At 44.1% G+C, this 5,346-nt stretch carries 3 protein-coding genes; 1 reads left to right on the forward strand and 2 read right to left on the reverse strand.

All coding sequences use genetic code 11. From position 1 onward, the window contains the following. Positions 1-248 (forward strand): integrase core domain-containing protein (locus tag EI164_RS14400; protein WP_192520616.1); only part of this gene is annotated, 248 nt, incomplete at its 5' end. Here the strand turns inward: EI164_RS14400 and EI164_RS14405 are convergent. Both EI164_RS14405 and EI164_RS14410 read right to left on the reverse strand, forming a co-directional pair. Beyond that, on the reverse strand, positions 212-1,780 hold the full coding sequence (locus EI164_RS14405) for a WD40 repeat domain-containing protein (protein ID WP_192520617.1): 1,569 nt from the start codon (positions 1,778-1,780) through the stop codon (positions 212-214). The genes EI164_RS14400 and EI164_RS14405 overlap by 37 nt on opposite strands. 105 nt (positions 1,781-1,885) lie before the next feature. Continuing rightward, positions 1,886-5,251, reverse strand: a complete 3,366-nt coding sequence (locus EI164_RS14410; RefSeq protein WP_192520618.1) for a BRCT domain-containing protein — start codon at positions 5,249-5,251, stop codon at positions 1,886-1,888. Positions 5,252-5,346 lie beyond the last annotated feature (95 nt).

Consider the following 5,346-nt stretch of genomic DNA (forward strand, 5'->3'; position numbering starts at 1 on the left):
CTGTTGGCACGACAGGTGATTCATACGATAATGCGTTGGCTGAAACGGTTAACGGACTTTATAAAACGGAGGTGATTGAATATTTAAAACAGCAGTGGCAAGGTGTGAGTGATGTTGAATTAGCAACCCTAGAATGGGTCGATTGGTTTAACAAAACTCGCATTCATAGTACGATTAGTTATGTGTCGCCTTTTGAGTTTGAGAGACGATACTATGATAGTCTTTGTGAGTCAGACAAAGCTGCCTGACTCAAGCAATCCACTCTCCGATATAGTCGGGGCGGTTCAATAGGTAAGATTCGTCGCTGGCTTGTGGCATCTTGCATGGCCACTTTTAGATACCCTTGCAACGCAGAAGCTATCACCTCTTCGTAGTAACGGTTTTTAAACGCCTCTTCTAAGTATCTAAGCGGACGGGCGGTAGAGTCGGCTCGGTCTGCCAATGCATGAAATGCCGCAAGACGTAATTTTGCACTGTGCGCCGAGCTTAGTTGCTGCTCTAAAACATGTGCCGTCTTATCAAGACTCGTCGTAGCGACCCACTGTACCAATTGTAATGCTTGGTTGGCTGTGAGTGTGTCGCTATCATCAAGTAATTTTTTGACCAAATCTAACGTTTGATTGTCTGCTTGTACCTGTAGCAGTGCCAAGCCTTCTTTAAACGCAACATCGCTATTGTTTGAAGTATCAGAGAGTAGCTGTTTAATTCTGTGGTAGCCGTCTTTTATGACATAAGTGACTGGCAGTAGCTTGCTATTTGATGCATTGCTCTGAGTGATGTCTATTGGTATAAAACGTAAGCTTTGGTCAAGACCTACTACTATGATGGCAGGCTTGTCAGCATAGCTTGCGACGGTAATCTGCTGCGGCTTAACCAAATCTTCTTTACAACTGTTTGGCTGACCTTTATCAAATGCCCATGATTTGACGATTTTGTCATCTGCGGTAGTAAACAGTCGAGTGTCTGACACACAAAGCGACTTGATCATTTCGCTGTGCTGGCTAGACTTGGCTCTATCAACAGGATGTAGGTCGCCTTGAACATGAGTACGGTACAAGTATTTATCCGCACCTGCTGAGAAGAAATACTGACCGACTGGCTCAAAACAAAGCGCCGTTACTTTACCTTGATGGAGCTGTTTGCGGCTGCTCAAGCTAAGTTTTGTTTCATCTGAGGCCCATTGATAGCTACTAACATCTCCCGATTGATCTGCCACAACTAGCCATGATCCGTCGTTTGACGTTGTTAGTGCTGTCAATACAGAGTCTTTATTTGATGTTGCTATAGCAGATACATAAGGCTCAATGATGGCAGTACTACTAGTCTTACTGTTTTGATAAGGCCATACCACGATGTGTTTCGGATATAAGATAGCCAAGGCATCTTGTAGTGGTGCCATTGCAACGGCACAGCCTATCTCACTATCACTATTCTTAAGTGTATCAAGTAAGGATTTGGCACTGGTCTTTTTAACTTTTTTGGCTTGCCAGTCCGTTTGGTAAAGATGACCATCATCACCAATCATAACAATAGTGCTGTCATCTGTTTGGCTGATGGCTTGCATCGCACAAGGTAATGCAGTCGTCGATAAGCTAAATTGCTCACCTTGTTGATCGAGGATGTACAAAACAGGCGTCGATGTTTGGGTTTGCTGCTGGCGAGTAATAAAAAGACTGCGCCCATCCTGTTTGGTTGTTTTTTGAGTTGCCGCTTGGGTGCTATTGGCTTTACTGACTAAACCAATAATTTGACCCCAATAGGGGAGTGTTATTGTTTTCATGGTGTTATCTCAGTTGAGGTGACGTCATATTTTTTTGAGTATCTTTTTTTGGCTATAAAAGCTTACTAGTATTTACCTATATCTGTTATCTGTCCGCCAAAGCCGTTAAGCAGAAGCAGCTGCCTGTAGATTGTTGGATAGCTCAGGATAGCGATGCAACAACCGTGTGACGGCAACCAGACACGCATGACGCTCCATCTTGCCTGCTGAGTGCGTAAAGGTGAATAGTGTCGGCATAATGAGCGCCGCAAAGGTACTATCAGCCAATGCCACATCACGAAAAGTCTCAATCAATGCCAGTTTGGCACGACTCGCAGATATAGGTTTTAGCGTAATATTGCTATCTGTATCAGCTGTCTCATTGCTTTTATCTGAATAGCGTTGTTGATTATTGCTGGCACTAGCATTGGGTTCTTGCGACCCACCTAAACGACCAGGCGGTAGCTCAAATAGCCCGCGGCGTAGCAGCATTAATAACTGATCGACTTCTGCAGGCAAGTTCTCTGCTGTTTTTACTGGCTGTTCTTTTATGATTGGTTGAGTATTGCTGTCTTTATCTTGTGCAACCTCTTTATCGCTACTGTTTGGTTGCCAGTTTGGAGACACGTGACGCGACTTGTAGTGTTTCCATAGCATGGTCACAGCAGCATAACGTACTTCACGGTCTGTGCTTTGAGTCAGTTGGTATAAAGACTGCACTTCTTGGAAGTGAGCGTGACGCTGTAGCAGCGTGATACCGATTTGGCGAGCGACTCGCGCTTTGCTTTCAATCAAAGCATTTAACATATCGGCATTCAATTGTGTTGGCTGGATGTGGTAACGGCGATTGGTAACGGAAGGTTCATCTAAAAGCGCACGTTTCAACAGCTCAGTGACCTCAGTATAAGGCGACTCAGCTATCATGAGCCATAGAGCTGGCGTTGGTTGCCACGTCGCCATCTCATACTCGCTCAGTAATAAGCCAAAATCTCGCAACTGGCTGTTACGCTGTTGTAATAAAGGAATGACGCGCTCAGCATCAAAGAACGAAGAAGGGATAATCGCATCAGGATCAACAGGTCTGTCTGTCAACGCCATACAAATATGTTCATGATGATGACTTAGGTAGCTGATCGCAAGCTCACTGATAGGCGCAGTAGCATCATCTGTTGCCATGTGCCACAAGGCATTGGCACCTGCAAAAATATCATCTTCGGACACTTCTCGTGATTGACCACTTAGCATTTGTAAGAACGCTGTTTCAGAGATGATTTTTAGTGCCGCACCATCAGCGATCAAACCTTCAGCTTTCAGCTGTTTACTGCCTTTACGGCCATTACCATATAGCGGTGATCCATCATCCCCAATAACCAAATAATCTAGCTTGCCATTGACGGCGCTACTAATAGCACCATTAGCTGCTTTCACGACTTTTTCGGCCTCGCCACGTGTCATGCTTTGCATCTTGCCCGTGAACAAATACCGTTGACCGGACAAATCTACTTCGGTAGCAACATCTGCATTACTACTCGAGCCTGTAGTGTTACCACTAGAAGCGCTGTCAGTAGGGCTACCTTCTTCATTACTGTCATTATCGAGATATGCAACAAAATCGGCAGGCAAGAAGCCTTTGTTAATACGCTCAATCGCAAATTCACGATAGAGTGCTTGCTCACTATGTGCTAGCGTCATAAGCCAGTCGAAACCTAGATCTATCGGCGCAAAACGGCGTACATCAGACAGCCAATCTTGCACATTTTCTGCTAAGTATTCATCAAAGTCTAATTGCTTTTGCCAATTCTTGATAGGTTCAGAAATAGGGGGTAAACCTTGATTATCAGTACTACTTATAAGATTGATAATACTAGTGGACTTTAATAGTTCAATATATTCAGCTACTTGCCAATCAGGCTCATAAGCAAGCGCATGCCAATAGCTCATATCAAGCGCTGCGGCTGACAGTACATCTTCATCAATCCAGTCGATAACAGTAGATTGTGACAATGGATGTAATAACAGGACTTGCCATACTGAAGCATTTATTTGACTCAAATCCAAACGCCTAAGCTGATCTAACGCAAAGTGCATGCAGTAACTGTCATCATGAGCAGAGAAGTCGTATGCTGCTGATATATCTAGTTGCTGGGCGACGCGAATAAAGTATTCAGATCCTAACTCTTTGGCACTATAAAGCTCAGGCAATTTTTTTATGGCAAACTTAACACTGTACCGTCTGCTGCTAGTCAATCGTTCAAAAAACCACTCAGGAGTTAAGTCGCGTCTTGTAAAGTGTTTGCTGAGTTGTTTGCTAGCGGTTTGATGGTGATGCTCTGTGTCTAGTAGCTGCCCCCAACCATTGACACCAATATCTGAAATAGGGTCACGACTTAATATATTATTGATTGCAAAGGTTCTAACAGGCTCATAATCTGACATCGCCAATAGCATCAGCTCAGTGAGTGATAAGTCTTGGGCATAGCTTTTGGCATAGCCAATCGCGTATTGATAGGCAGCAGGGTAGTGTGAATGAAGTAGTTGTAGTACGACTTGATGTAAGCCCAATGTCTGAAACTTAGACTTTTCAAAATTAGGTGAGTTTTCTAGTAGCCAAACAATCATCTCATCACGCGCTTTACTATGCGCCTTACCAGCCGATAGATATTGCAGCGTGTCGTTACTTACATCACGTAATTGGGTTTTAAAGTCATGCTTTAAACTATCGGTTGCAAACTGTCTGACAGCCTCATTTTTTGCGATAGCCAATAGTTGAATAAGTGGTTCAGGATCTCGTTGCCACGCCTCAGAAAACGCACGACCTTTTGCATCAAATAGCTTGCGAGGAGAGCGACTGCTAAATCGATTGACGCCATAATCTAGGCTATTGTGGAAGCAAATGTGATTGAGGACCCAGCTGCTCGTTTGCTCGGCACTGCCAGCTGTCATGGTTTCGTCATAGCTGGCGAGTACACAGACAGCGGCATCAATATAGCCAATCGGCATCTGCTGCCCCAGTTGGCGCAAATATCGCCATGCTCTGAGGCTCATATACGTTTTGGTTGCGAAGCTAACATTGGCTTTGGGTGTCTGATCAAAACGTTGTAAATCAATCTTGGCGGCTATTTGGCCAAAAATCTCATAATCTTGAGAAAACTCAGCCTGCTTATAAATACGTTTTAAACCTTTCCACACACCGTAGTTGACTGGTAGCTCACTGATAGCTTGTTTTAAAATGGCTCTAGAGTACGCGCTACCATCTTCCCACAGCGCGGTCAGTATTAAATGGATTTTATAACGATCTGGTAGTGGGTAAACGCCTTCGTCTGCTTCTAGTTTGGCAATCATCGCCACACGCTCTGCAAACTGTACTTCGGGGTTTTGCTCCCGAAACTGATGACTTAGAATCTTGTCCAAAAATCGATCAAACGTCAATTCACGTTCGGGGATAGGTGTCTCAGGAATGTCATCAACTTGTGTCGCTAGTATATACCCCACTCTCAACTTCGAAAGTGATTGAAAAAAGAAGAGCACCTCACTAATCTATTGTTTTCGACCAAGAATACAATGGAGTTGTGAGATGCCCATAGACG

The sequence above is a fragment of the Psychrobacter sp. FME13 genome (assembly GCF_014861395.1).
Lineage (GTDB): Bacteria > Pseudomonadota > Gammaproteobacteria > Pseudomonadales > Moraxellaceae > Psychrobacter.

Coding starts and splice junctions, on each gene's coding strand:
- EI164_RS14405 (WP_192520617.1), bottom strand. CDS start 1,780: ATGAAAACAATAACACTCCCCTATTGGGGTCAAATTATTGGTTTAGTC.